This window comes from Arcobacter arenosus (assembly GCF_005771535.1).
Classification (GTDB): domain Bacteria; phylum Campylobacterota; class Campylobacteria; order Campylobacterales; family Arcobacteraceae; genus Halarcobacter; species Halarcobacter arenosus.
Genome location: NZ_VANU01000004.1, coordinates 304,466 through 329,863, shown reverse-complemented (window position 1 = coordinate 329,863; position 25,398 = coordinate 304,466). Strand labels below are relative to the sequence as shown.

General features: G+C 24.8%; 25 protein-coding genes. All 25 read left to right on the top strand.

What is annotated here, in order from left to right:
- Positions 1-11 precede the first annotated feature (11 nt).
- Positions 12-1,097, top strand: coding sequence for a glycosyltransferase family 4 protein (locus tag FDK22_RS10850; RefSeq protein WP_138152981.1), 1,086 nt, complete (start codon positions 12-14; stop codon positions 1,095-1,097).
- 1 nt (position 1,098) lies between these two features.
- Complete coding sequence (locus FDK22_RS10845) at positions 1,099-1,917, top strand: polysaccharide deacetylase family protein (protein ID WP_138152980.1); 819 nt, start codon at positions 1,099-1,101, stop codon at positions 1,915-1,917.
- Entirely contained in the window at positions 1,914-2,936 is a 1,023-nt protein-coding gene (locus FDK22_RS10840; RefSeq protein WP_138152979.1) for a glycosyltransferase family 4 protein, read from the top strand. Before FDK22_RS10845 ends, FDK22_RS10840 begins: the two co-directional genes overlap by 4 nt.
- Entirely contained in the window at positions 2,929-3,585 is a 657-nt protein-coding gene (locus FDK22_RS10835) for an SGNH/GDSL hydrolase family protein (RefSeq protein ID WP_138152978.1), read from the top strand. Before FDK22_RS10840 ends, FDK22_RS10835 begins: the two co-directional genes overlap by 8 nt.
- The gene (locus tag FDK22_RS10830) at positions 3,579-4,568 is read left to right on the top strand and encodes an ELM1/GtrOC1 family putative glycosyltransferase (protein ID WP_138152977.1); all 990 of its coding nucleotides are present in this window, start codon (positions 3,579-3,581) and stop codon (positions 4,566-4,568) included. Before FDK22_RS10835 ends, FDK22_RS10830 begins: the two co-directional genes overlap by 7 nt.
- Positions 4,565-5,641 carry a glycosyltransferase gene (locus FDK22_RS10825; RefSeq protein ID WP_138152976.1) on the top strand — a complete coding sequence of 359 codons (1,077 nt, stop codon included), beginning with the start codon at positions 4,565-4,567 and terminating at the stop codon, positions 5,639-5,641. The genes FDK22_RS10830 and FDK22_RS10825 overlap by 4 nt, the downstream gene beginning before the upstream one ends.
- Positions 5,638-6,720 carry a glycosyltransferase gene (locus FDK22_RS10820; protein WP_138152975.1) on the top strand — a complete coding sequence of 361 codons (1,083 nt, stop codon included), beginning with the start codon at positions 5,638-5,640 and terminating at the stop codon, positions 6,718-6,720. Before FDK22_RS10825 ends, FDK22_RS10820 begins: the two co-directional genes overlap by 4 nt.
- Positions 6,710-7,963, top strand: coding sequence for an O-antigen ligase family protein (locus tag FDK22_RS15735; protein ID WP_171012976.1), 1,254 nt, complete (start codon positions 6,710-6,712; stop codon positions 7,961-7,963). The genes FDK22_RS10820 and FDK22_RS15735 overlap by 11 nt, the downstream gene beginning before the upstream one ends.
- An 82-nt stretch (positions 7,964-8,045) precedes the next feature.
- Positions 8,046-9,341, top strand: a complete 1,296-nt coding sequence (locus tag FDK22_RS10810) for a Wzz/FepE/Etk N-terminal domain-containing protein (protein ID WP_138152973.1) — start codon at positions 8,046-8,048, stop codon at positions 9,339-9,341.
- Between the two features lie 66 nt (positions 9,342-9,407).
- Positions 9,408-10,472 carry an NAD-dependent epimerase gene (locus FDK22_RS10805; protein ID WP_138152972.1) on the top strand — a complete coding sequence of 355 codons (1,065 nt, stop codon included), beginning with the start codon at positions 9,408-9,410 and terminating at the stop codon, positions 10,470-10,472.
- 20 nt (positions 10,473-10,492) lie between these two features.
- Positions 10,493-11,740, top strand: coding sequence for a Vi polysaccharide biosynthesis UDP-N-acetylglucosamine C-6 dehydrogenase TviB (gene tviB / locus FDK22_RS10800; protein ID WP_138152971.1), 1,248 nt, complete (start codon positions 10,493-10,495; stop codon positions 11,738-11,740).
- Between the two features lies 1 nt (position 11,741).
- Entirely contained in the window at positions 11,742-12,707 is a 966-nt protein-coding gene (locus FDK22_RS10795; RefSeq protein WP_138152970.1) for a Gfo/Idh/MocA family oxidoreductase, read from the top strand.
- Positions 12,707-13,285, top strand: coding sequence for an acyltransferase (locus FDK22_RS10790; protein WP_138152969.1), 579 nt, complete (start codon positions 12,707-12,709; stop codon positions 13,283-13,285). The genes FDK22_RS10795 and FDK22_RS10790 overlap by 1 nt, the downstream gene beginning before the upstream one ends.
- Positions 13,286-13,293: 8 nt before the next feature.
- Positions 13,294-14,397: a DegT/DnrJ/EryC1/StrS family aminotransferase gene (locus FDK22_RS10785; RefSeq protein ID WP_138152968.1), complete on the top strand. Its 1,104-nt coding sequence runs from the start codon at positions 13,294-13,296 to the stop codon at positions 14,395-14,397.
- Entirely contained in the window at positions 14,385-16,253 is a 1,869-nt protein-coding gene (gene asnB, locus FDK22_RS10780; protein WP_138152967.1) for an asparagine synthase (glutamine-hydrolyzing), read from the top strand. Before FDK22_RS10785 ends, asnB begins: the two co-directional genes overlap by 13 nt.
- Positions 16,253-16,948 (top strand): WbqC family protein, encoded by a 696-nt coding sequence (locus FDK22_RS10775; protein ID WP_138152966.1) that lies wholly within the window; start codon positions 16,253-16,255, stop codon positions 16,946-16,948. The genes asnB and FDK22_RS10775 overlap by 1 nt, the downstream gene beginning before the upstream one ends.
- The gene (locus FDK22_RS10770; RefSeq protein ID WP_212745002.1) at positions 16,920-17,390 is read left to right on the top strand and encodes a DapH/DapD/GlmU-related protein; all 471 of its coding nucleotides are present in this window, start codon (positions 16,920-16,922) and stop codon (positions 17,388-17,390) included. Before FDK22_RS10775 ends, FDK22_RS10770 begins: the two co-directional genes overlap by 29 nt.
- The gene (locus tag FDK22_RS10765; protein ID WP_138152964.1) at positions 17,391-18,011 is read left to right on the top strand and encodes a PIG-L deacetylase family protein; all 621 of its coding nucleotides are present in this window, start codon (positions 17,391-17,393) and stop codon (positions 18,009-18,011) included. It begins immediately after the preceding gene.
- The gene (locus FDK22_RS10760; protein WP_138152963.1) at positions 18,011-18,631 is read left to right on the top strand and encodes a DapH/DapD/GlmU-related protein; all 621 of its coding nucleotides are present in this window, start codon (positions 18,011-18,013) and stop codon (positions 18,629-18,631) included. Before FDK22_RS10765 ends, FDK22_RS10760 begins: the two co-directional genes overlap by 1 nt.
- Entirely contained in the window at positions 18,631-19,680 is a 1,050-nt protein-coding gene (locus FDK22_RS10755; protein WP_138152962.1) for a DegT/DnrJ/EryC1/StrS family aminotransferase, read from the top strand. The genes FDK22_RS10760 and FDK22_RS10755 overlap by 1 nt, the downstream gene beginning before the upstream one ends.
- Positions 19,677-20,816 (top strand): glycosyltransferase family 4 protein, encoded by a 1,140-nt coding sequence (locus FDK22_RS10750; protein ID WP_138152961.1) that lies wholly within the window; start codon positions 19,677-19,679, stop codon positions 20,814-20,816. The genes FDK22_RS10755 and FDK22_RS10750 overlap by 4 nt, the downstream gene beginning before the upstream one ends.
- Complete coding sequence (locus FDK22_RS10745; RefSeq protein ID WP_138152960.1) at positions 20,813-22,030, top strand: glycosyltransferase; 1,218 nt, start codon at positions 20,813-20,815, stop codon at positions 22,028-22,030. The genes FDK22_RS10750 and FDK22_RS10745 overlap by 4 nt, the downstream gene beginning before the upstream one ends.
- Before the next feature lie 15 nt (positions 22,031-22,045).
- On the top strand, positions 22,046-22,705 hold the full coding sequence (locus tag FDK22_RS10740; RefSeq protein WP_138152959.1) for a class I SAM-dependent methyltransferase: 660 nt from the start codon (positions 22,046-22,048) through the stop codon (positions 22,703-22,705).
- 9 nt (positions 22,706-22,714) lie between these two features.
- Positions 22,715-24,205, top strand: a complete 1,491-nt coding sequence (locus FDK22_RS10735) for a polysaccharide biosynthesis protein (RefSeq protein ID WP_138152958.1) — start codon at positions 22,715-22,717, stop codon at positions 24,203-24,205.
- Entirely contained in the window at positions 24,202-25,398 is a 1,197-nt protein-coding gene (locus FDK22_RS15730; protein ID WP_138152957.1) for an O-antigen ligase family protein, read from the top strand. Before FDK22_RS10735 ends, FDK22_RS15730 begins: the two co-directional genes overlap by 4 nt.

Sequence of the window (25,398 nt, the reverse complement as noted above, 5' to 3'; positions counted from 1 at the left end):
TCATTTATTTTATGAAAATTGTGCAGTTACTTCCAGAACTAAATGAAGGTGGAGTTGAACGAGGTGTAGTTGAACTTAATCGTGAATATGTAAAAGAAGGTTTAGACTCTTTTGTTATTAGTGCTGGTGGTAAACTTGAAAATAAAATAGAAGAAGATGGTGGAACTCATATAAAATTTGATGTGTGTTCCAAAAACATTTTTACAATATTTTCTCGTGTAAGTAAGTTAAAAAAGATTTTAACAGAGATAAATCCTGACATAATTCATGTACGAAGTAGAGTTCCCGCTTGGCTTGTTTTTTTAGCTAATAAATCACTGGGCTTTAAAATAGTAAGTACAGTTCATGGTTTTAATAGTGTTGGATTTTATAGTTCTATTATGCAAAAAGCGGATGCTGTGATATGCGTAAGTAATAGTATAAAAGAATATATTCAAAAAAATTACAACACTAATGAAAATAAAATTACAGTTATTCCAAGGGGAATTGATTTAGAAGTTTTTAATCCACAAAATATTGATAAAGATTTCATTGAAAATTTTAAAATAAAGTATAGATTAGAAGATAAATTTATAGTTACAAGTGTTGGAAGAGTAACACAGCTTAAAGACTATGAAACTTTTATAAAAGCTATAAGTTTGGTAAAAAATGATAAACCAAATATTGTTGGTCTTATTGTTGGTGGGGTAAGAAGTGATAAAGAGGAATATTTGAATTCTTTAAAAAAATTCATAAAAGAACAAAATTTAAAAGAGAATATTCTTTTTACGGGAAGTCAAAATAAGATAGCTGAAATATATGACTTAAGTGATGTAGTTGTAAGCTCTTCAAAAAAACCAGAAAGCTTTGGAAGATCAGTTGCTGAAGCAATAGCCTTGAATACTCCTGTAATTGCAACTAATCATGGTGGAGTAAAAGATATTATTAGAGAGAATATAAATGGCTTTTACTTTGAAGTTGGAGATGAAAAAAAATTGTGTGAAAATATATTAAAAGCTCAAACTTTAAAGTTTGATGGTTTTGAATATATTAGTAAAACATTTTCTTTAAAAAACATGTTAGAAAAAACGATCGAAGTTTATAATAAGGTTCTTTAAATTGGAATATATTTTAATAATCATAGTTTTTATAGTTTTATATTATTCTTATAGATATGCATGGTGGACTAAAACAGTAGACTTATCTTATCCAAGAATTTTGATGTATCATATGGTAAGTAAACACAAAAAAAATACAAAATTTAATGGACTTAGAGTTGATCCAATAGAATTTGAAAAACAAATTAAATATTTATATGAAAATGATTGGACATTTTTTACTATAGGTGAACTTATAGAAAAAAAAGATAATTTACCTCAAAAATCAGTTGCTATAACTTTTGACGATGGATATGAAGATAACTTCACAAATGCCTTTCCTATATTGAAAAAATATAATGCTAAAGCGACAATATATCTTGTAATAGATAGACATGATAGAGAATGGTCATCAAAAAGAAAAAAGAAAAATAATGATGGTGAATTGAAAGATGAACCAAAATTAAGTGATAATCAAATAAAAAAATTAATAGAGTCTGGTCTAATTGAAATTGGTTCACATACAATGACACATGATAATTTACCCACACTAAAAGAAGAACAAAAATTAAATGAGATTAGAGAGTCTAAAAAAAATATTGAAGAAAGTTTCAATATTGAGTGTAAATCATTTTGTTATCCTTTTGGTTTATATGATAATTTAGATATACAATTAGTAAAAAATAGCGGATATACAAATGCAACAACTACACAAAAAGGTATTGATAATATAAATGATGATAATATTTACGAATTAAAAAGAATAACAATTAGTGGTAAAGACAATATGAGCGCATTTAAAATAAAGCTAAGAAGAGGGCTTAGAGGATTAAAAAAGTGAAAATATGCCAAGTTTTAGCTGGAAATGAAGATGGTGGTTTAGAAAAACATACAATTGAATTATCAAAACAACTTAAAAAAAGAGGTTTTGACGTAAGTGTAATAGCTCACAAAGATTTTACTCCACATTTTAAAGATATAAATTTTATTCCTCTTGATTTATCTAAAGGGCGAAACAATTTTTTTATTCTATATAAGCTTTTTAAAATTTTAAAAAAAGAAAAATTTGATATAGTTCATACACAAGCAAATAAAGCTACAGATATGGTGAATAAAATAAGAGCTTTCATAAATGATATAAAAGTTGTATCAACTTTACATAATTATAAATCTAATTTAAAAGCTTTTGAAAAAAGTGATTATGCTATAACTGTGTCTGATAAAATTTCTGAAAATTTAAAAAATCCAAATAAAGTGACAATTTATAATGGAATTAATTTTGATAATTCATTAAATCTTTATTTAGACTTATATAAAAGATATAATATTCAAAGAGACAAATTTATAATTTGTAGTGTTGCAAGGTTTACAAAGGTTAAAAGATTTGAGCTTTTAGTAGAAGCAATGAAAAGTTTAGATATTCATCTACTATTGGTTGGTGATGGAACAGAGTCAGATAATTTAAAATTATTAGCATCAAGATTAAATGTTGATTTAAAAATTACATTTACAGGTGCTTTAGATAATATAGAAGTTAAAAAAATAATTTCAAACTCATCACTTTTTGTAATGAGTTCAGATAATGAAGGTTTTCCTTATACTTTTGTTGAAACAATGTTTTGTAAAACACCTTTTATCTCTACTCCTGTATCTGATATGAAAAAACTTTTAGGAGAAAAATACATTATTCAATTCAATAATTTAAATGATATTGTTGATAAGGTTAATTATGTGCAAAATAACTATAAAAATGTAGTAGATGATTTTAAAGAAAAATTTGAGTTTGCTGAAAAAAATTTTACTATTGATAATATGGTGAATGAAACAATTAAAGTTTACAAAGGATTAAAAAGTGAGTAAAAAAATTCTTGCATTAGGAGATTGTAATACAGAAGGTGATGTTCACTTTCGAAATAATGCTTTTCCAGAGCGTTTTGCAAAACAAATAGATTTTGAATGTATTAATTGTGGATACACTATGAGTACTACTAAAGAAATGATTAATTTTTACAATGACAATATATCTGAAGAGATTGATGTTATTTTAATTCAATATGGTTTGGTAGATTCATGGAGAACATTTAAATATTCACCTTATGTTTTATATTATCCAGATAGTTTTTTTAGGAAACTTGGAAGAAAAATTATAAAAAAATATAAGAAAATTGCAAGATCCTTAGGTTTAAATACTCTTTTTGGTAGTAAGTTTTCTGTTTCTCCTGAAGAGTATAAAAGAAATATAGAAAAGATAGTAAATGATTCTAAAGATAAACTTGTTTTTTTAATAGATACAATTCCTAACAAAGATTTAAAAAGAAATATTTATATAAAACAATATAATTCAATATTAGATGAAATTTCAACAAATAATAAAAATTGTCATAAAGTAAATTTATATGATGAATTTGAAAAAAATTTAGATAATTTTTACTTAGATGAAACCCATATAAATGATAAAGGTTATGATCTAATTGCAAAAAGATTAAATGAAAAGTATCAAGAATGTTAAATGTAATTCTAGTTACTGATAAAAAAGCAGGTCATGAATCTATATCTAGGGGTTTACTAAGCTATATTCAAAAAAAACATGATTTAAAAATTAATGAAGTTTATGCAAAAAGAAGAATAAAGGTCTTGATGAAAATAGGAGTTTATTTAGTTAACTTTTTACCTTTAAATAAAGCAATAATTTCTATTTTAATAAAAATATTGTATAAAAATATTGAAATTGATAAATCAAAAGAATATAATTTTTTAATTTCAACAGGTGGAGATACTGCATTACTGAATATATTGATTTCAAAATATTTTAATATCCCAAATTTTTATTGTAGTTCTTTACGAGGATTAAAACCCAATCATTTTACAAATATAGTTTCTATCATTGATAATGGCTTTAAAAATGAAATTCTTGTTGATATTGCTCCTATAAATATTGATATAGAAGAGAAAGAATTACCTGGAAAGTTTTTTTCAATTTTGATTGGTGGTGCTACAAAGAATTACAATTTTACAAATGATGAATTTTATACTATTGTAGAAAAATTAACTTTTTTAGCTGAAAAGAAAAATTTTAAGATATTTCTAACTACCTCAAGAAGGACACCTATAGAGGTAGAAACTAAAATTAAATTATTAGTGTCTCAGAAAAAAGAACTTTTTGAAAAGGCAGTTTTTTATAATGAAAAACCTGAAAAAGTTGTAAAATATTTTTTAAAAAACTCTGATGTAGTATTTTGTACAGAAGATAGTGGAAGTATGATTACTGAGTCAGTTCTTTCTAAAAAGAAAGTATATTCAATATTTTCTAAAAATAAAAATCTTGATAAAATTTTCACTATCTTTATGAATAATTTAACAAAAAAGAAATATTTAGTTTCTTTGAGTGTAGAAGATATTGATAATTTAACTTTAGATGAAAAGTTTAATGAAATAGATTATTCGCCAGCTCAACGAGTTTATGATGAAATTAAAAAGGTAATTTGTAAGTGAAAAAGAATATTGCAATTGTTATAACTGATCTTAAAGGTAGTGGTGCACAAAAGTCAGTTTTAAATAGAGCTAAAATACTAGAAAAAAATGGTCATAATATTTATATGTTTTTAATAGAAGATTCTAAAAGCTATGATGTGTCAGAGTTTAACTTTCCTATAATTTCATTAACTAAATATAGAAATACATTTAAAGTCTTTGGTAAAATTGGTGATTATATTTATATGAAAATTTTAGAAAGAGAAATGAGAAAAACAAATGTAAATTTTGATATAGTTTTTTCACATTTACCAAGAGCTGATAGAGTTGTTAAATTACTAAAACATAATAATAAATATTTTACAATTCATATGTCTTTGAAAGCTGAACTAGAAAGATTTAGTAAAAAAAGAGCAACTAAAAAGTTAAAACTTTATAGATTTCTCTATAAAAATGAAAAACTTATTACTGTATCAGAGGCAATGATTGAAGACTTTAAAGATTTAAAAATTGATTATAAAGAAGTAAAAACGATTTATAACCCTTTTGATTTTGAAGAAATAAGAAATAAGGGTAAAGAAGATATTGAGTTAAATTATAAATATATTATATCTCCTGCAGCATTTAAAAAACAAAAAAGACATGATGTATTACTTGATGCCTTTAAATTAATCAAACATGATATTAAACTTTTATTACTTGTTAAAAGTGAACCAAAGATTATAAAAATGATTAAAGAAAGAGGATTAGAAGATAAAGTTATTATTTTAGGTTTTCAACAAAATCCATATAAATATATAAAAAATGCCGAACTTCTCGTTCTCTCTTCTGATAGGGAAGGTTTACCTAGAGTGGTTGTAGAATCATTAGTTTTAGATACACCCGTTGTAAGTACAGATTGTCCAACTGGACCTTCTGAAGTATTAGTAGAAGACCTAGAAAAATGGTTAGTTCCTATGGAAAATCCTGAAGAAATGGCTAAAAAAATTGATTTAGCATTAGAATCTAATATAATAATAAAAGAAGAATATATTAATAAATTTAAAAAAGAAACAGTATACAAAGAATTAGAAAAATTGGTTAATGAAATATGAAAATCGCTCATGTAATTGTGAATTTAGGAAAAGGTGGTGGTCAAAGGAGTACTATAGACTTAATTAGAGCTACTGCAGATACCTTTGATAATCATCTTATTCTCCTTGAGAATAAAAGGAATTATGATATACCTGATATTAAAACATATTCATTATCTGAAGATAAAAAAATATATAAAAAATTTGATTTACTTGGTGACTATCTTTTATCTAAAAAGCTTCAAAAATTATTGAATGAACTTCAAGTTGATTTAGTTATCTCACATATGGAAGTTACTGCAAAAATTGTAAGGTTTATAAGTCTTCCAAAAATATTTTATATGAGAGTTGATATTACACAAGAACTTGAAACATTAAAAGAAAAATCATCTTTTAGATATAAAAAAAGAAAAAGATTATATAAAAAACTTTTTAATAATCAAAATTTAATTACTATATCAAAAGATACTGAAACAAATATATGTAAAGTTATTAATCCTAAAGTAATTGAAACAATTTATAATCCCTTTGATAAAGAAAAGATTAGGCAACTAGCTTTAGAAAAAGTAGATATACCAAAAGCAGAATATATTATACAAATAGGTTCAGGAATAAGGAAAAAAAGACAAGATATTTTATTAGAAGCTTTTTCAAAAATAGAAGACAAAAAGATAAAGCTTTTACTTCTTGGTACGGCTGAAAATAAAGATATATTAAATTTAATTAAAAAATTCAATATTGAAAAAGAGAGAATTATTTTTAAGTCATTTGCTCAAAATCCATATCCTTATATAAAAAATGCTAAGTTATTAGTTTTAAGCTCAGATAGAGAAGGCTTACCTAGAGTAATTGTAGAGAGTTTAATTCTTAAAACACCAGTTGTAAGTACAGACTGTGATACTGGACCAAGGGAACTTCTAATTAATGAGTTAAGTAAATATCTATCAAAAGTTAATGATGCTGAAAAACTATCAATTAATGTAAATAAAGCATTAATAAGTTATCCTGAAATCCATGAAGATTATACGAAATGTTTTGATAAAGTCGAAATCAAAAAAAAATTTATTAATTATGTAGAAAAAAATAAAAATGAAATTTAAAATAAATAAAAATTATATATCAATATTATTAAACATAGTTTTTTTAATCTTTTCTTTAACTTTTTTAGTTGATAGTGGATTACATAGATTATGTATTTATTTAGCTACACTACTTTGGTTAATAGAAGGCGATTTTAAAAAGAAATTTAATCAGTTATATGAACAAAAAATAATACTAATTTATTTATTAATAATATGTTGTTTTTTATTCTCATTAACTTTTTTAAGTTCAAGTATTGAAAATGGATTTTGGTATAATAAAAATCCTAATGGTTATTATTATATACTTAATAAACCAATTCAGTTTTTTTTAATGGCAATATTTATCTCTACATCTTTAAAAAAAGAATATAGATTTTTTTTAATGATAGGGTTTTTATTTCAAGTTACATATCTTTCTATTTGTTCATATTTAGTATATTTTAATTTTATAGATTTAGGTATTAGAGAGTTAATTTATATGCATAAAAATAATTTTGCTGTAGCTCTTCTTTTGGGAATATCTGTTGCGTATTATTTTTTCACAATAAGTAGATATTATATTTTGAATTTTTTATTATTATTTTTAGTTTTATTATTTAGTCATAATATTTTTATAAGTGGTTCAAGAATAGGGCTATTAATTTTAGTAGTATTTTACACTTTTTTAATTTTAAATTATATGTTCAAAAATAATATGATAAAAATGAAAAATATAATTATACTTTTTAGTTCATTATTTTTAATAATCTTTTTATTGTTAAATTTCAATAATAGAATTATCATTGGGAAAAATAATTTTCTGAAAACTTTTAATGATGGGAATTATAGTACCCCTATTGGTATTAGGATTGGACTAAATTTAGTGAGTTTAGAATTACTACTTGGTGATATGAATAATTTTCTTTTAGGTTTAGGTATGGGGGATACTAAAACAAAATTTGAAAAATATATACTAGAGAATGATAGGAATAAGCTTATAATTGTCAGGGAACCACATGTTCATAACCAGTATTTTCAAATTTGGATGGATGGAAGTATTATTGCATTACTGTTGTATTTAGTTTTTTTATATATTTTGATTAAAATTAGAGTAGAAGAGGGAATAAAGAACTTTAAATATTTAGCTATTTTAATTTTTATTTTTTTAGGTGTAAGTACAATTTTTTATAATAATGTTAGATATTTAGGTTTATTATCATTTGCAATTGGAATAATATTATCTTCTAACAATGAATTTAAAAATAAAATAATTAATACATAATATTTCTTTAGCTAAAATACCAAAAATTAAGAATATAAATGAACTATTTCTTTCTCAAAATAACAATTAGGTAGGTATAAAATTGACTGGAATAAATTTAAATGATGAAATAGATTTAAGAGACTTATTAAAAATTATTTGGGATAAAAGAAAATTCATAATTGTCTTTACATTTGTTGTTACAGTATTGGCAATAGTTTATGCTATGTCAAAAAAACCAATTTATGAAGTGAAATCTGTAGTTAGAGTTGGGTACTTAAATGATACTTTGGTTGAAGACAGTAATATATTAGAAAAAAAATTAAGACTTATTTTTGGTGTAGACACTAAAACTAATGGTATAGAAAAAGACAAAGCAATTGTTTCAAATATAAGTACCGTAAAAAAAGTCGAAAATTTTTTAGAAATATCTACTCAAGCATTTTCTAATGAACTTGCTATTATGAAAAATAAAGAAGTTGTAAATTTTTTACAAAACGAATATAAATATAAAATAGATGAATTCATTCTAAGAACAAATATAAATATCAAAAATCTAGAAGAAAAGATTGCGCATATTGAAAAAGTTGAAAAAGTAAATATTGAAAAAAATATTGAAAAAATAAAAACTCAATCAATACCGAAGATAGATAAAAAAATAGAATTAATAAAAACTCAATCAATACCGAAGATAGATAAAAAAATAGAATTAATAAAAACTCAATCAATACCGAAGATAGATAAAAAAATAGAATTAATTAAAAATGTAGAGATAAAAAGTATTGAACATAAGTTAGAGTTTAATACAAATAAGTTAAATGAATATCAAGTAAATTTACTGAAAATTTCAAAACAAAAATCATCTGACAATACCCAAAATATGCTCATGGCAATGCAGATATTAAATACACAAAATTTAATTTTAGATGTCCAGAATATAATAGAAAATTTAAGAAAAGAAAGAGAAAATCTACTTAATATTGATATAAAAGAGTTAGAAGTAAAGAGGGAAAACTTACTTAATATCGATATAAAAGAATTAGAAATAAAAAGGAAAAATTTACTTAATATTGATGTGAAAGATTTAGAATTACAAAAAGAAAATTATAAAAACGATAACATAAGAAAATTAGAAATTGATTTAAATATAAATATTCCAAAAAAGATTGAAGATTTAAAAAATAGTATTAATTTAGAAAAACTTAAACTTACAAATAGTAGTGTAAAAAATAGTGAGATTGTTGGTGATATTCAAATAAATGATTATCCTATAAAACCAAAGAAAAAATCAATAGTAATAGTTGCCTTTGTAACAGGATTTATATTATCAATATTTTTAGTATTTTTTATTCAATTTATAAAAAGTTTTAAAAAAGAGGATGATAATGAAAAAACATGAAACTAATGAAGATATTATTTTAAACGAAAAAAAGGATAACAAATTTATAGAAAAAGGAAATAAGAATTGAAAATATTAGTAACAGGAACAGCAGGATTTATAGGATCACACCTAGCAATAAAGTTATTAGAAAGAGGAGATGAAATAGTAGGATTAGATAATATAAATGACTACTATGATCAAAATGTGAAATATGGAAGACTGCAAAGAACTGGTATTATTGATTCTTTAGAAAAAGGTCCTGGTATCCCTTATGGGAAACTAATTACTTCATCAACTAATCCTAATTATAAATTTATCAAACTAAACCTTGAAGATAAAGAAGCAATGATGCAACTATTTGCTCAAGAAAAGTTTGATGCAGTGTGTAACCTTGCTGCACAAGCTGGAGTTAGATATTCCTTAACAAATCCTGATGCTTATATGGATTCAAATATTATAGGTTTTATGAATATCCTTGAATCTTGCCGTCATTATGATGTAAAAAATTTATCTTATGCTTCATCTTCTTCTGTGTATGGTCTAAATGAAGAATTGCCTTTTTCTACAAACCATAATGTAGACCATCCTATATCTTTATATGCAGCATCTAAAAAGTCAAATGAACTTATGGCTCATACATACTCACATTTGTTTGGAATAGCTACTACAGGTCTTAGATTCTTCACCGTTTATGGACCTTGGGGAAGACCTGATATGGCACTTTTCCTTTTTACTAAAGCAGCACTAGAAGGAAGAAAAATAGATGTTTTTAATAATGGTGAAATGTTAAGAGATTTTACATATATTGATGATATTGTTGAAGGTCTTATTAGAGTAATAGATAATCCTCCAAAAGCAAATCCTAATTGGAACCATGAAACATCAACTTCATCAGCTCCTTATAAAATCTATAATATTGGAAATAATAACCCAGTAAAATTAATGGACTTTATTACAGCTATTGAAAATAAACTTGGAAAAACAATAGAAAAAAACTTTATGCCTTTACAAGCAGGAGATGTACCCGCAACATATGCAGATGTAAATGATTTAGTAGAAGACTTAGACTATAAACCTGAAACTCCAGTACAAGAAGGAATTAATAAATTTGTTGATTGGTACTTAGAGTTTTTTGGATACAACAAGTAATAAAAAAGGAAAAAATAAATATGAATAAAATATGTGTAATTGGTCTAGGATATGTAGGCTTACCTCTAGCAGCTGCATTTTCATCTAAATATGATGTAGTAGGATTAGATATATACCAAACAAGAATTGATGAATTAAATAATGCATACGATAGAACTTTAGAATTAAATGAAACTCAACTAAAAGAAGCTTTGAATAATAATATTAAATTTACTTGTAATATTGATGATATAAAAGATTGTAATATTTATATTGTAACTGTACCAACTCCAATTGATAAAAATAAGAGACCAGATTTAACTCCTTTAATAAAAGCTAGTGAAACTGTTGGAAAAGTACTTAAAAAAGATGATATTGTAATTTATGAATCAACAGTTTATCCAGGTGCTACAGAAGAAGATTGTGTTCCTGTATTAGAAAATTTTTCAAATTTAAAATTTAATAAAGACTTCTTTTGTGGATATTCTCCTGAGAGAATTAATCCAGGAGATAAAGAACATACAGTAACAAAAATTCTTAAAGTTACTTCTGGTTCAACTCCAGAGATTGGTAAAATAGTTGATGATTTATACTCTTCAATTATAACTGCCGGAACTCACTTAGCTCCAACTATTAAAGTTGCAGAAGCTGCAAAAGTAATAGAAAATTCTCAAAGAGATATAAATATAGCATTTGTAAATGAACTTGCAATTATTTTTAATAAACTTGGTATTAATACAAATGATGTACTAGAAGCAGCAGGAACAAAATGGAACTTCTTACCATTTAGACCAGGATTAGTTGGAGGACACTGCATAGGTGTAGATCCATACTATTTAACTCATAAAGCACAATCAATAGGTTATAACCCAGAGATTATATTAGCAGGAAGAAGACTAAATGATAATATGGGGATATATGTAGCTAATCAAGTGATAAAACTAATGATAAAAAAAGGTCATAAAATAGAAGGGAGTAATGTTCTTATTTTAGGTATTACATTTAAAGAGAATTGTCCAGATATAAGAAATTCAAGAGTAATAGATCTAATTGAAGAATTAAAAGAGTTTGGATGTAATATAGATGTTTATGACCCATGGGCAGATAAAGATGAAGTAAAACATGAATACAATTTAGAACTTCAAGAAAATATGGATTCAAAGACTTATGATGCCGTTGTACTTGCTGTATCGCATGATGAGTTTAAGAGTTTAGATATCAAACCTACAGATGATACTGTTGTTTATGATATTAAATCTATTTTAGATGAAACTGATGGTAGGTTATAAAATGTCAAATAAAAAAAGGTTCGGCTTGATAGGAGCATCAGGATATATAGCTCCAAGACATATGAAAGCAATTAGCGAAACAGGAAATGAATTAGTAGCTGCACTTGACCCATATGATGGAATCGGTATTATGGATTCTCATTTCCCTCAAGCTTCCTTTTTTACTGAGTTTGAAAGATTTGATAGATTTGTAGATAAATATCATAGAGAAAGTGATAAAAGAATAGACTATATGGCTATTACAACACCAAATTATCTACATGATGCGCATATTAGATTTGCATTAAAAAGTGGATGTGATGCTATTTGTGAAAAGCCATTGGTTTTAAACCCACACAATATTGATCAATTAAAAGTAATAGAGCAAGAAACAGGAAAAAAAGTAAATAATATATTACAGTTAAGACTTCATCCTTCAATTATTGCACTTAAAGAAAAAGTTCAAAAAGAACTAGAAAAAAATCCAAATAGAATTTATGATATTGATTTAACTTACCTTACAAGTAGGGGTAAATGGTATTTTGTATCTTGGAAGGGAGATGAATCTAAATCAGGCGGGATTGCATCAAATATTGGGGTACATTTCTATGATATGCTTTCTTGGATTTTTGGAGAAGTAAAAGAGAATATTGTTCATTTAAAACAACCTGATTCAAATGCAGGATTATTAAGACTTAAAAATGCAAATGTAAGATGGTTTTTATCTGTAAACTATGATTATATTCCAGTGGAAGTAAAAGCTCAAGGACAAACTACATTTAGATCTATTACTGTTGAAGGTGAAGAGATAGAATTCTCTGGTGGATTTAAAGATCTTCATACAAGATCTTATGAAGAGATTTTAGCTGGTAATGGATTTGGCCTTGATGAAGCTTACGGTTCAATAGATATTGTTTCTCAAATTAGAAAAATGACGGCTATTGGTTTAAAAAATGATTATCATCCATTTTGTAAAAAGATTATCTAATGTCTAATTATTTTGTTCATGAATCCTCTTATGTAGATGACAATGTAAATATTGGTGAAAATACAAAAATCTGGCACTTTTCTCATATTCTTGCAGGTTCAAATATAGGAAAGAATTGTTCTTTTGGTCAAAATTGTGTAGTAGGACCAAAAGTAAAGATTGGAAATGGTGTAAAAGTACAAAATAATATTTCTATCTATGAAGGTGTAGAAGTAGAAGATGATGTATTTTTAGGACCATCAATGGTATTTACCAATGTTATAAATCCCAGATCTTTTATAGTGCGTAAAGAAGAGTTTAAAATAACACTTTTAAAAAAAGGTTGTTCAATTGGAGCAAATGTAACTGTCGTTTGTGGTAATACTATTGGTAAATATGCACTAGTTGGAGCTGGCTCAGTTATAAATAAAAATGTTAAAGATTTTGCACTTATGGTAGGTGTACCCGCAAAACAAATTGGCTGGGTATCAGTTGCTGGAAATAGATTAGAGTTTAATGAAGATGATATTGCTATAGATTCATTTGATAATTCTAAATATAAACTTCAAAATGATGAAGTTATTTTAATAGAGGAATAATTTAAATTATGAAAATAGATTTTGCAAAACTACAAGACCAATATCAATTATATAAATTAGAAATTGATGAAGCCATTCAATCTGTACTGAATAAATCAAATTATATTATGGGAGAAGAAATAACTGAATTAGAAGAGTCTCTTAAAGAGTTTACCAAAGCAAAATTTGTAATCTCATGTAGTTCCGGTACAGATGCTTTACTTCTTGCTATGATGGCCATTGATATAAAACCTGGTGATGAAATAATTACCACTCCATTTACATTTATAGCAACAGCTGAAACAATTGCATTTTTAGGAGCAACTCCTGTTTTTGTAGATATTGATGAAAGAACTTATAATATTAATCCTGATTTAATAGAAGAAAAGATCACTTCTAAAACAAAAGCAATTATTCCAGTGTCTCTTTATGGTCAACCATCGGATATGAATAAAATCCAGAATATTGCAAATAAGCATAATTTAAAAGTGATAATTGATGGAGCACAAAGCTTTGGTTCTACCTTTAATAATATAACAGATTCTGCTTTAGGAGATATATCAACTACCTCTTTTTTCCCTGCAAAACCACTTGGATGTTTTGGTGATGGAGGAGCAGTATTTACTGATAATGAAGAACTAGCAAAAAAGATGAGGTCTATGAGAGTTCATGGGCAATCAAAAAGATATCATCATAAATATATTGGTATGGGTGGAAGACTTGATACTATTCAGGCTGCAGTTTTAAATGTAAAATTAAAATATTATGAAAAAGATTTAGCTTTAAGACAAGAGGTTGCTACTAAATATACAAAATCTTTAGAAAATAAATCTAATCTTATTTTACCATTTGTAGATGAAAATGCCACATCATCATGGGCACAATATTCTATAAGAGTAAAAAATAGAGATAGTATACAGTCCTCACTAAAAGAGAATGGAATACCAACAGCAGTTCATTATCCAATGCCTTTACATTTACAAGAATGTTTTGAATATTTAGGATATAAAAAAGGTGACTTCCCAATATCTGAATTAGTATCAGAAGAGATTATGAGTTTACCAATGAATCCTTATTTAACAGATGAAGAAATCAATTATATTATAAAGAAGTTAATTAAATGTGCGGTATAGTAGGTTTTTCAAATTGTCATTTTGAAAATAAACAAAAACTTATAAAATTAATGACAGATTCAATCTCACATAGGGGACCAGATTCAGAAGGTTTTTTTGTTGATGATAAAGTTGCTTTTGGACATAGAAGACTTTCTATTATCGATATTGAAGGGGGTATACAACCCTTTTATGATGAAACAAATAGGTATATATTAATTTATAATGGTGAGAGTTATAACTTTAAAGAACTTAGAGATGATTTAAAAAAGCTTGGCTATTCATTTACTACTAATTCTGATACGGAAGTAATTTTAAAATTGTATATTGAGTTTAAAGAAGATGCATTTTTAAAGATAAATGGTATGTTTGCATTGGCTATATATGATAAAAAAGAACAAAAAATTATTCTTGCTAGAGATAGACATGGCGTAAAACCACTTTATTATGCAATAATAAATGAAAATTTAATATTTTCATCAGAGATTAAAGCTATATTAAAACATCCTGAATATAAAAAAGAGTTAGAGTATAATGCTTTAAATGAGTACTTTTCTTTTCAAAATATTTTTTCTGACTTGACTTTTTATAAAGATATAAAAAAACTAGAGCATGGATGTTATTTAATTTTTGATTTAAATAAAAAACTATTTGATATTACTCAATATTGGGATTTTAATTTTAATTCATCTTCTTGGCAATACAATGAAGAAGAAACAATTGAGATATTAAAAGATACTTTTTCTAACGCTGTAAAAAGACAAATGGTATCTGATGTATCTATTGGTAGTTATTTAAGTGGAGGAATTGATTCTGGTTCAATTACTGCAATAGCAGCTTCAAATATTGATAGACTTTCTACTTTTACATGTGGATTTGACCTTTCTGAGGTATCTGGATTAGAACTAGATTTTGATGAGAGAAGATATGCTGAATTAATTTCAGCTAAATTCTATACAAAACATCATGAGATTGTTTTAAATTCTAAAGATTTGGAATGGTGTATAGATGATGTAATGTACTATCTTGATGAGCCTATCCTTGGTATGTCATATCCAAACTATTATGTGTCTGAACTTGCAAGTAAATATGTAAAAGTAGTATTTTCAGGAGCTGGTGGTGATGAACTTTTTGGAGGATATCCATGGAGATATTATCATACTACAAATAATGGATTAGGAGAAGATAGTTATATAAAAAGTTACTATGATTATTGGCAAAGACTAGTTCCTGATGTAGACAAAGAAAAACTTTTTACCAAAGAAATATATGATAAAATGGATAAAGATTGGCCATTTAAAGCTTTTAAAAATGTGTTTAAAAATTATAAGGGGAACCTTGAAACTGAAGAGGACTATATAAATAAGTCACTTTATTTTGAAGCTAAAACATTTTTACAAGGATTATTTTATCTTGATGATAAGCTCAATATGTCCCATGGTGTAGAGTCAAGAGTACCCTTTATGGATAATGATTTAGTAGAACTTGCACAAAAAATTCCTGCAAAATATAAGATTAAAAATTTAAGTAATGTTATAAGGCTTGATGAAAATGAAACAGCAAAATCTAAAAAATATTATATTCAATCACATGATGGAAAAAATATATTAAGAAAAGCATTAAGTAAATTACTCCCAAAAGAAGTAGTTGAATTAAAAAAACAAGGTTTTTCTGCTCCCGATGAGTCATGGATGAGAGATAGTAGAAAAGAATACATAGAAAATATTTTAGGAAATAGTGATCTTGAAAAAATATTTAATATGGATTATTTTAAAAATAAGTTTGATGAGCATTTAAATCATAAGCAAAATAATAGATTACTTCTTTGGAGTTTAGTAAGTATTAATAGCTTTTTTATTAATGAAAGGAAAAATTAATGATTATATCAATACATCAACCACATTATTTTCTATCTTTTGCACAGATAAAAAAAATAATTGAAAGTGATAAATATGTATTTTTTGATGATGTTCAAATGCCACAAGGAAAATCAGTTGTACATAGAGCAAAAATTAAGTATGAAAATGAATTAAAATGGCTTACTATCACAAAGTCAAAAAATAATAAAAGTAATCTTATTTGTGATATAAATAAAGCATCTAATGAATATATAAAACAGCACAAATCTATTATAAATAATTATTATAAAAATACACCAACTAGAAATTGGATTGTAAATTTACTTGAACAAACAGAAAAGTTTGAAACAATATGTGAAGTTAATATTTTTATTACTAAAGAAATTTTGAATTATTTAGAATTTAAAAATATACAGTTTTTTAGGTCCTCAGAAATTTTAAAAAATAAAACTTATGATAATACTGTTAATAAAATTATAGATATAAATAAACAATTGAATGCAACAATATATTTAACAGGAGATGGCCCAGGTTCTATGAGATATATGGATGAAAGAGAATTTAATAAAGAGGGTATAAAAATTAAATATTTTAGTTTTGAACATCCCTTTTACAAACAGTCTGGGATAGATTTTCAAAAAGATTTATCCATTATTGATTTACTTTGTAATGAAGGGAAAAATAATGCAAAAAATATTTTATTATCTTGTTAATAGATGTCTAAATTTATTACATAGTTATAATATAAATCAAATGAATTTACCTACAAAATATAAAATTAAAAAGCCTATTACAATAGAAGCACATAAAAAAATTATATTGGGAGAGAATATTGGAATAAATGTAAATGCAATTTTGATTGGTTGGGGTGGTATAGAAATTGGTGAAAATACATTATTGGGACCTAATGTACAAATTTATTCTATTACTCATGATTATACAAAGTTTGGAGAAGAATTATATAAAGGTATTCCTCAGAAAGTTGTTATAGGTAATAACTGTTGGATAGGTGGAGGGACATTAGTAATGCCAGGAGTTAATATTGGAAATAATTCAGTTATTGGTGCAGGAAGTGTTGTGACTAAAGACATACCAGAAAATGTAATTGCATATGGGAACCCTTGTAAAATTATTAAAAAAAGATTTGAGGTTTAAATGAAGATTATAGTATTTGCACCACATACAGATGATATAGAACTTGGATGTGGTGCTACACTTTCTAGATATATAAAAGAAGGTGCAGAAGTTAAATATATAGCTTTTTCTATATGTGAAGAGTGGGTACCAAAAGAGTTTCCAATGGATATACTTTTTAGTGAAGCGACGAATGCAGCAAAATCACTTGGTGTGAAAGAAGAAAATATAAATATATACAGATTTAGAGCTACAGAACTATGGAAAGTAAGGGATAAAATATTTGATATTATGTTTGAATTAAATAAATCTTTTTCTCCAGATATGGTGTTTTGCCATTCAAAAAATGATTTACATCAAGATCACTCTACTATTGCTATTGAATGTGAAAGAGTATTTAAAAGTAGTACTATATTAGGATATGAGATGCCTTGGAATAACACAGAGTTTAAATCAAATTGCCACATTAAAGTAGAAAAAGAAGATATAGAAAATAAGATAAAGGCACTTGATTTTTATAAAAGTCAAAAATGTAAAAACTATGTAGATGAAGATTTTATTTGGTCTTTAGCTAAAGTAAGAGGTGTACAAATTAAAGAAAAATATGCAGAAGCTTTTGAAGTAATTAGGGTGAAACTATAATGGACAATTATGCGATTCTAGGGAAAGGCGGCTTGCACGATATTATCATAGATATTTTAGGAAAAGAATTATATCAGGGGTTTTACGATGATAGATTACACGACACAAATTATTATTTAGGAGAATTATCTAATATTGGTAATTTTCCATCATTTCTTGCTATTGGTTCTTTATCAAATATGTTGCTTAGAGAAAAAATATTAAAAGATTTAAAGAATAAAAATTTATTATCATTAAATGCCATATCACCTAATGTAAATTTTTCCTCTAATACAGAAATTGGTTTTGGAAATATTATCTTACCTTTTGTACAAATAGGAGTGAATGTAAGATTAGGATATGGAAATGTTATTTTTTCAAATTCTACTATCGAACATGATTCAAAGATTGGTAATAATGTAAATATTGCACCGGGTGTAAATATTGCAGGAAGTGTAACAATTGAAGATAATGTCTATATTGGTATCGGTGCAAAAATAATTGATGGAATTAAAATTGGAAAAAACAGTGTAATCGGTGCAGGAAGTATAATTTTAGAAAATGTGGAAGAAAATAGTGTTTATGTTGGAGTCCCTGCTAAAAAAATTAAAAATAACAATCTCTATAGGAGTGTATATTAATGATTCCACACTCAAAACCTTTTTTAGATAATATTGAATTAGAAAAGATTATAGAAGTTTACAAAAGTGGTAATATAGCTGTTGGTAAAGAGATAGAAGAGTTTGAAAAAAAAGTTGCTAACTATGTAGGTAAAAAATATGCAGTATCTACATCAAGTGGAACAACCGCTATTCATCTCTTACTTTACAGTATGGATATTAAAAAAGGAGATGAAGTTATACTTCCTGCTTCAGTTTGTCCTGGTGTTATGCATGCTATTGAATACACAGGAGCTACTCCAGTAATTGCTGATATAAATGAAAACAATTTTAATATATCTGTTGAGTATGCAAAAAAAATTATTACAGATAATACAAAGGCAATAATCGCTCCTCATATGTTTGGATTACCATCAGATATAGATGAACTTATAAAATTAAATATTCCTATAATAGAAGATTGTGCTCAATCTATTGGTGCTATGTATAACAGTAAAAAAGTTGGCTCATTTGGATATGCATCGATATTTTCATTTTATGCGACAAAAATGTTTACAAGTATAGATGGTGGTATGATTCTTACAGATGATGAAAAATTGGCAAAACTATTAAAAGATTTGAGATACTATGGTGGTAAACGAGACTATAAATTAAGATTTAATTATAAACTGCAAAATATAAATGCAGCTGTAGGTCTAGTTCAATTTGAAAAATTAAAATCATTTTTAGATGAGAGAAAGATGTTAGCAAATAAATATTTTGATATATTTAGCAGTATAAAGTGGTTAGAGGTTTTAAATCAAGTAAATGAAAAGAAAATTTCCTCAAACTACAGGTTTATTATAAAAATAGATAGAGAAAAAAAAGATTTTTTTGAAAATCTTTGTAGAAAACATAAGATAGCTCTAGGGGATACTATATTTGAAGATTTATCGCTGTTTGCATCTCAATATTTTAAAGAATCTTTACCAAATACACAAACACTTATAAACTATACATACTCTTTTCCCTTATATCCAAATATTAATGAGAGTGGATTAAAAGAGTTTTTCAAGGAGTTGTTATTATGAAAGTATTTTGGAGTTTAAATGTTTTGGAAAATCAATTATTAGATCAAATATATGCAATTTTAATAAATAATTCTGATATAACTATTTCAATATTTCCAATGAATGTGAATTATGAAGAATTATCCAATCATCCTTTGAATCAATTAGATAATTTTATATTATTAAATAGAAAAAATATTAAAAGTTATAAAAGTTACATTATTAAGTTTATATTACATCTTTTATTTAATCAATATGATTTAATAGATACAAAAATGGCTCAGTCAAAAGAAAGTTATATCGTTTATTTAGTAAGTAAAATTTTTAGAAAAAATTATTTAGTAAATTTATATGGTAAAGAAAGATATATTTTAGATAAAAATAAAAATGTAACTAAAAAATTTAGTGAGCGAGTTATTAAAGTTTTACAGAACTCAATTTTTCATATTTGCAATGATAAAACTTTAGTTGAAGTTTCTAAATATGTTGGAAAAGAAAATTATTTACTTTATAATGCAATAAATTTTGAAAGATTTTTTTCAATAAAAAAAGAAAATATTGTTGTTCCTACAATATTTTATAATCATAGATTAATTCCTGACAAAAGACCTATGGTATTTTTTGAAGCTATAAATATTCTTAAAAATAAAAACTTGACATTTAAAGTTATAATTGTTGGATCAAAAAGGTTAGAATCTACCTTAGGAGAAAAAGTAAATAGTTATATAAACGAGAAACAATTGGAAAAATATATAGAATGGATAGATTATAGAGTAGATGGAAATATGATGAATAAATTGTATTCACAAAGTGATATTACTGTGAATATATCTGAACTTATAGTCCCCTCATTGTCAACACTTGAAGCAATGGCAAGTGGATTGTCTCCTATAATTTCTAACGAAATAGATAGCGAAAAGTATGTAGAAGATGGAAAGAATGGTTTAATAGTTAATTCAAATGCAGAAGAGTTAGCAGATAAATTAGAATTAATAATACAAAATAAAAATTTAAGAGAAGAGTTTGGTATGGAATCACAAAAAAGAGTTTCCCTTCATTTTGATATAAATAAATGGGGTAAAATATATGGTGACTTATATAGATATATTTTAGATAATGGACCATTGCCAAAATCATTTATGGAGTATGAAATTTGAAAAAATTGTTAATAGTAACTCCAAATGGTTTTGAACCACGTTATAATTTATTTCCTGAATTTACTTTAGGGCGTAAACTTTCAATGGAAAATAAGTTTGATATTATTTTTGCAACTTCTTATAATAAAAATTATAAAATATTTTCAAAATATTATGATATTCCAATTTATAGATTGCCTTATCTATTTGATGGAACGAGATTAATATCTGTTATACTATCATTAATAATGTCATTAGTTCTACTATTATTATTAAGACCAAATATTTTATTTGTAAACCATTTTCGTTCAGGAACTCATTGTCTAGTTTTATTAGCAAAGTTATTTCGGATTAAAGTGATTTTATCAGAAGCAGGAATATTGCATGATGAATATATTACTGATGATAGAGATAGGCCTTTGTCTAATAAAATTAAGAGCAAAAATATAATATATGATTATAAGACATTTAAAAGTCATAACGGAAAATTTATTGATAAAATTCAAAATTATCTTAGACATTGGAAATGGTATAATGCTGATAAAATTTTATTTTATTCAAAGCATAATGTACAATATGCAAAACTAATAGGTATGGATTTAAATAGAATAAAAATTATAAGACATTATTTGAATTTTGATTTTTTAATAAATGAAAAGACTTCTCAAGAGATTAAAAATAAATACTCTTCCTTAAACAATAAAAAAGTTATATTTTTAATTTGCCAGCTAAAAAAAAGAAAAGGTTATGATATATTTTTGGAAGTAGCAAAAAGTATTTGTCAAAAAAGAAGTGATACTATTTTTATTCTTGCAAGTGGGTCAAATAATAAAGGTTTAATACAATCTATAAATAAAGATATAAATATAAATGGACTAAGTGAAAAAATAAAAATTTTGCATAAATTGTCAAATGAAGAAAGAAACTATCTATATAAAAAATGTGATATATACCTTATGCCATCAAGATATGAAGGCTTTGGATTACCTGCAATTGAAGCTGGGTATAATGATTCACTTATAGTAGCCTCAGATGTTCCGGCACTAAATGAATTCTTAATAAATGAAAAAAATAGTTTACTTTTTGAAAATGAGAATATAGAGGAAGCTGTTGTAAAAGTTGAAAAAGCATTATCTTTCAATAATAAAGAAAAAAATGCAATGAAAAATAATATGATAAAAACTTGTAAAGAATTTGACATAAATAGTGAAGTTTACTTAAGTAAATATTTTTGATGGGAGTGTTAATTTATGAAAAATGCCTATAATGAGAAATATTATTTGGATATCAATGAACAAACTGTATCTTCAATGGAATCAAAATATACAAAATTTTTATCATATATTCAAGATGATATAAACCCATCTGAAATAGCTGATTTAGGATGTGGTTCTGGGACTTTATGTGCCTTCTTAAAAAAACAGTATCCTAATTCGAATGTCGTGGGTTTAGATGCATTTGAGATTCCTTTAACAGAAGCAAAAAATAAATATAAAAATATCACTTTTTTAAAATGTAATTTGGAAAATGAGAAATTTCCTTTTGAAGACAATAGTATTGATCTATTAGTATCTCATGAAGTTATTGAACATTTACAATCTTTAGAAAATTACTTAAGTGAATCTTATAGAGTTTTAAAGCCTAAGGGAATTATACTCTTTAAAACACCTAATAGACTTGATATAATGAGAGTAATATCTCCTCTTTTCGGTAAAAAGTGGTATGCAGATCTCGATGAAACTCATATAAAATATTATGATATTTTTAATTTACAATTCGATTTAAAAAAATACAGTTTTCAGCAAATTAAAACATATACTGGAACTAAACCTTTATTAAAAAAAAGATATATTAATATTCCTGCTTTACCAATTATAGGTAACGGTTTGATTGTTATAGCTAAAAAGTAATTAATTTAAATGAGTTTAAAAAATAAAACAAAAAAGTTTATAAAACTAAATATAGTTTTTCAGCCTATTTTAATGATACTAGGACTTTTATCATCAGTTTTTGTTATAAGAAATTTAGGGACGGAGCTTTATGCCAATATAGTTATATTATCTGCATTAAGTGGTACTATAAGTTTAGTGACAAATTTAGGCTTTTCACAAACTATTATTAAAATGTGGATAGAAAATGATAATGAATTAATCCGAAAATCAGTGCTTATTACAAGTTTTTTTTTACAATTATTTCTTATTATTGTATTAATAATACTTTTATTATTATTTCCTAGTTCTTTTAAAAGTATATTTGGTACTTCATTTATAGGAGTTCTTCCCGAATGGGGGATATTTTTAATTATTTCGTCAGTAATACTTTCAAATATTTTTTCATCTATTTTAAGTGCAGAGCTTGAAAATAAAACTACATTGATATCATCTTTTATTAATTCTCTTTTTGTACCATTGTGGCTTATTTATGCTTCATTTGATGGTTCTTATAATACCAGTACTATTTTATCAGTAATAATAATAATAAATTTTTTATCATCATTAATATTGTTTGTTGGATCATTAAAATTCATAAGGAAATTAAATCTGATAAATGTATCTATTTTAAGTGGAAATTTAGCTAAAAAATATATTAAACATTTTTTAACTATTACACTTGTTCGATTCTTTACTTATTTTTCAAGTATTTCTTTTATAGCAATTGTAATGAATCAATATAATTTACTTACTGAGTTATCGTATATAGCTATTATTTTAAAAATAATAACAGTTATTGCTAATATTGTTGGAATACCAATTAGTAAAGTCACTGGGGTGTTATTCTCTAATGCTTTTAAAGATAAAAATGAGTATAAAATGAATCAAATATACAATATTGTGCTGAAATATTATATTTTTATATTTTTTATCATATTTGTAATTATATTTTATTTGTCTGATCCTATTATTAATATTTTATATTCTATAAAAGTTGAAAATAATTTGTTTAACTTATTTTTCATTAATATGATATTTGCCTCTATTCTGAGTGTTGCAAATTGGCTAACTCAAATAAATGAACATTATAAAATAACACTTTACTCAAGTATTTTTGCAATTATTTCATTGCAAATAAGTTTTTGGTTTCTAATTGATTTTTTAGGTATATACGCAATATTGATTGGATTGTTCTTCAACCAGTTAATATATAGTGGATCTTCATTAATATATATACAAAATAAATATTTGAATATTAATTTTCCATTCTTATTTTTAATTAAATCAATATTTTCAATTACAATAGCTTTATTAGTAGGACATTTTATAACTAACTATATATTTGCTTCAATTTTATCTTTCTTAATATTTATTATATTATTTTATTTCACACTTAATATAACTGACGATGATAAATTTATATTCAGTGAGTTAGGGCTGTATAAATATAAAAAGTATCTACCAAAGAAATTCATATGAAAAAAATAATAGATAAAAATTTAAATATTTATAATAAAATTTTTTTTAATCGTTTACAAGAGTATGATTTTAAAATTTCAAAAATAAAATATTGTAAAGTTATTTTGTATAGCTGGATTTTTATTGCTGTTTTACAATTAATGGATACACATTTGCCATTAAAATATTTCAGTTTTTTAAGGTTTGTAGATCTATATACTATTTTATTTTTTCCTTTTATTTTAAGTAGTAAAAATTCATTTAAATTTGTATTTCTATTTTTTATATTGCTTTTAATAACATTAATAATACAGTTCCAACTTAACTTTTTATTTAGATTTTTTGAATTATTTATAATTACATTAGGAACTATAAATATAATAATTTATATAAAATATATTCCTTATAATATTATAATATTTAGTACTCTGGTATTGTCTATATTTTCAATATTTGATATTGATCAGATATATTTTAATCATCATTTTACTAGTGTAGTTATAGTATTGTCAATTATATATTTATTTGAAAATAGAAAGAATTATGCTTTAATATTATTTTTTATATTTGTTATATTATTTTTAGGTATAAAAGCGGTTATCCTTCCACTATTTTTGTATTTCTTAATAAAATTCAGATTAAAAAAGAATTATATTTATATGTTATTTGGTATTGTTCTATCAATGATTGTTGCGTATGCATTCTCTAACCAGTTACAATATAAAATTAATCAATTGAAACAGTATGGTATATTTTCTTCATCTTCTAATATGCAGAGGATTTTAATGGCTGAAAATACAATAAGTATTATTTATAATGAAAGTATTGAAAAACTTTTATTTGGCTATGGTAATAATTACCAAAATATGATTGAGGATACTTATTCTAAAAACGAAATAAATATTGGTTCAAGTGCTTCAAGATTTAGAGTACATAATGAATTTTTAGCAATTACTCTTGCATATGGTCTTTTTGGATTTATTACATATATTGGGATATTGATTTATTTTTTGAGATGTTATAAATTTAACAAGACTATAGCTAGTTATATAAGTATTTTATATTTTAGCTCATTATTTAATACATTTTTCTATATTGGTTCAGGTTTACTAGGTTGGTATTTTTTTGTTATTGCTTATTTTTATAGTGAGTTAAAAATAACAAAACTTGATAATAAATTGAATAAAAAATACTATTTAACAAAAAAGGATTAG